The organism is Fundidesulfovibrio sp. (assembly GCF_058402725.1).
Map to the genome: position 1 here is coordinate 1 of NZ_JBZVFJ010000290.1, position 2,176 is coordinate 2,176.

General features: G+C 73.5%; 2 protein-coding genes. Both read right to left on the minus strand.

Going from position 1 to position 2,176, the window contains the following annotated elements:
- Nucleotides 1-18: 18 nt before the first annotated feature.
- The gene (locus ACV4UX_RS18815; RefSeq protein ID WP_491594815.1) at nt 19-699 is read right to left on the minus strand and encodes a type II secretion system F family protein; all 681 of its coding nucleotides are present in this window, start codon (nt 697-699) and stop codon (nt 19-21) included.
- Nucleotides 700-709: 10 nt separating this feature from the next.
- The coding region (locus tag ACV4UX_RS18820) for a GspE/PulE family protein (protein WP_491594816.1) at nt 710-2,176 on the minus strand (1,467 nt) is incomplete at its 5' end.

The window sequence follows — 2,176 nt, forward strand, 5'->3', positions numbered from 1 at the left end:
CGCGCCCATCTTCTGGGACTAGAGGAGGATGGAGCCGAAGGCGGGCATCTCGGGGGTGTCCACGCGCCGGGCCATGGTCTTCAGGGCGTCCTCGGTGGACATGCCCAGCTTGATGTTCTGGTAGGCGATGTGCAGCTCGGCGATGAAGGGGTCGCGGGAGGCGCTCAGGTCGCAGATGCGCCGGATGCCCGCCAGGAAGTCCAGGCCCGAGGCCGTGGAAAGGGCCAGCATGTCCACGCAGTCGGGCATGGCGGCCGTGACGGCCTTCTGGCGAGCGGTCTTGCGGTCCACAAGCCACCACCAGGGGTAGAGCGCGCCCAGCACCCCGAACCCCAGGACCATGGAGAAGGTCGGCTTGAAGAGCCAGCCCAGCAGACAGAAAAAGCCCAGCATCGCCACCTGGAAGGCCGCGAACTCCTCGGGCGAGACCTTGCGCTCTATGCCCGCCGTGGTGAGCATGGCCTTCACGGTTTCGCGGTAGCTCGCGGGGACGAACGGGGCCAGAGGGGCGGCCAGGGGCTGGGTGAAGGGGCGCGCAAGCCCCGCGAGCCCCGCGCTCTCGCCCGCCAGATCCTCCTCGTCGCGGGGGGCGTCCTGCTGCCTGACCACCGAGGGCCTGGGCAGCGCGAACCACGCCGCCGCGAAAACCCCTCCGAAAAAGAGCAGATAGCCGAGAGTCTTGATCCATTCCATGTCCATGGCCTTGCCCTCACGTCTCCAGGGTGACGCGGAGCACCTCCTCCGCCGTGGTCAACCCCCGGGCCAGGCGCTCCAGGGCGGCCCGGCGCAGGGTGGTCATGCCCGAGGCCTCGGCGGCGCGGCGGATGGCCGCGTCCGGGGCTCCTTCCAGGATGAGGCGCTCCATGGCCTCGTCCACGCTGAAGACCTCGTAGACGCCCACGCGTCCCCGGTAGCCCGACCCCCGGCAGGCTTCGCACCCCGCGCCCCGGCGGAACACCGCGCCGGGCGGCGGCGTCTCCAGGCCTGGCAGGTTGCGGGGCGGGTCCGTCTCCCGGGCGCAGTCCGGGCAGACGCGGCGCAGCAGGCGCTGGGCCGCCACCGTGAGCCGCGCCCCGGCCAGCAGATGGGCGGGCACGCCCATGTGGGCCAGGCGGCTCACGGCCCCGGGGGCGTCGTTGGTGTGCAGGGTGGAGAGCACCAGGTGGCCGGTCATGGCGGCCTTCACGGCCGTGTCGGCCGTCTCCAGGTCGCGGATTTCACCCACCATGACGATGTCCGGGTCCTGGCGCAGGAAGGCGCGCAGGGCCTGGGCGAAGGTGAGCCCCTCGCCGCCCGGGCAAGGGGTCTGGGTGACGCCCTCCAGGCGGTACTCCACCGGGTCCTCGGCGGTGAGGATGTTCACCCGGGTCGTGTTGAGCCGCCCCAGGGCCGCGTAGAGCGTTGTGGTCTTGCCCGAGCCCGTGGGGCCGGTGACCAGCACGAGACCATTCGGAGCGTCGATGGCCTTGGTGAACACCTCCAGGTCGCGCGGGGGCAGGCCCAGGTCCTCCAGGGAGAGACCCGCCCCGCCCTTGTCCAGCAGGCGCAGCACGATCTTCTCGCCGTGGAGCGCGGGCAGCGCGGAGACGCGCATGTCCAGGGGGCGGCCGTCCACCAGGTTGCAGGCGATGGCCCCGTCGCGCGGGTGGGGGGCCGGGTCCGGGTCGATGCCCGCCAGGGCCTTGACGCGCCGCGACAGCGCGCGCCCCACTGCGGGGGGCAGCTCGTGGCCGGGCCGCATGATGCCGTCCACGCGGCTGCGCACGCGGAAGAACCGCTCGCAGGGTTCCAGGTGGATGTCCGAGGCCCGGCCGCCGCGCGCGGGGCCGGCCAGGTCGTCCAGCACAGCGCGCAGGAGCGCCGCCACCTCGGCATCCTCGGAGGGGTCGCGCCCGCGCGCGCCCGGGGCCAGGCGGGCCAGCGCCTTGGCCGCGCGCGCTGTCTGCGCGGGCACCTCCGGGGAGGGGGCGTCCGGCTGCTCCACGGGGAGGCAGGACTCCACGGCCTTGCGGATGCCCCGGGCGTGGCAGGCGTAGGTCGCAACGCGCCCGCAGAACAGGTGCTCCAGGCGGGCGCGCAGGGCCTCGTCGTCGGGCCGGGCCATCACCATGTGGGCCTGCCCGCCCTCCAGGCGGATGGGGAAGGCCAGGTCCTCCAGGGCCCCCCGGCGCGTGAC

Excerpts from the sequence above, each read along its gene's own strand:
- ACV4UX_RS18815 (WP_491594815.1), bottom strand. The coding sequence starts at position 699 with ATGGACATGGAATGGATCAAGACTCTCGGCTATCTGCTCTTTTTCGGA.